Below are 1,375 nucleotides of genomic sequence, written 5' to 3'. Positions count from 1 at the left end.
GATTTAGGTAAATCCGGATTTCTTTTAACGCTGAGACTCGATGTCGAGCTACCAAGGTAGTGAAGTCATTGATGCCATACTTCCAGGAAAAGTCTCTAAGCTTCAGAAATATGAGGATCGTACCCCAAACCGACACAGGTGGTCAGGTAGAGAATACCAAGGCGCTTGAGAGAACTCGGGTGAAGGAACTAGGCAAAATGGTACCGTAACTTCGGGAGAAGGTACGCCCTTGACGGTGATGAGACTTGCTCTCTAAGCTGTTGGGGGCCGAAGATACCAGATGGCTGCAACTGTTTATTAAAAACACAGCACTCTGCTAAATCGTAAGATGACGTATAGGGTGTGACGCCTGCCCGGTGCCGGAAGGTTAATTGATGTGGTTAGACTTAGGTCGAAGCTATTGATCGAAGCCCCGGTAAACGGCGGCCGTAACTATAACGGTCCTAAGGTAGCGAAATTCCTTGTCGGGTAAGTTCCGACCTGCACGAATGGCGTAATGATGGCCATGCTGTCTCCACCCGAGACTCAGTGAAGTTGAAATCGCAGTGAAGATGCTGTGTACCCGCGGCTAGACGGAAAGACCCCGTGAACCTTTACTATAGCTTAGCAGTGAACTTAGAGCCTACATGTGTAGGATAGGTGGGAGGCTTTGAAACCGCGTCGCCAGATGCGGTGGAGCCAACCTTGAAATACCACCCTTGTATGTTTTGAGTTCTAACCATGGCCCCTGAATCGGGGTTTGGGACACTGTTTGGTGGGTAGTTTGACTGGGGCGGTCTCCTCCCAAAGAGTAACGGAGGAGTACGAAGGTTGGCTAATCACGGTCGGACATCGTGAGGTTAGTACAATGGTATAAGCCAGCTTAACTGCGAGACAGACACGTCGAGCAGGTACGAAAGTAGGTCATAGTGATCCGGTGGTTCTGAATGGAAGGGCCATCGCTCAACGGATAAAAGGTACTCCGGGGATAACAGGCTGATACCGCCCAAGAGTTCATATCGACGGCGGTGTTTGGCACCTCGATGTCGGCTCATCACATCCTGGGGCTGAAGTCGGTCCCAAGGGTATGGCTGTTCGCCATTTAAAGTGGTACGCGAGCTGGGTTTAGAACGTCGTGAGACAGTTCGGTCCCTATCTGCCGTGGGCGTTTGAGAATTGAGAGGAGCTGCTCCTAGTACGAGAGGACCGGAGTGGACGAACCGCTGGTGTTCGGGTTGTTATGCCAATAGCATTGCCCGGTAGCTACGTTCGGAATCGATAACCGCTGAAAGCATCTAAGCGGGAAGCGAGCCTCAAGATGAGTTCTCACTGGAACTTTAAGTTCCCTAAAGGGCCGTTGGAGACTACAACGTTGATAGGCAAGGTGTGTAAGTGC

Annotated in this window: 1 rRNA gene; it reads left to right on the top strand. The window is 51.1% G+C overall.

The annotated features are described in order from the left end of the window. Positions 1 to 1,375: ribosomal RNA gene (locus V5290_RS17225) — 23S ribosomal RNA — on the top strand; the annotation flags it as partial.

The organism is Psychromonas arctica, from assembly GCF_036697365.1.
In the GTDB taxonomy this organism is placed as follows: domain Bacteria; phylum Pseudomonadota; class Gammaproteobacteria; order Enterobacterales; family Psychromonadaceae; genus Psychromonas; species Psychromonas arctica_A.
This window is presented reverse-complemented; position numbering and strand designations above follow the sequence as displayed.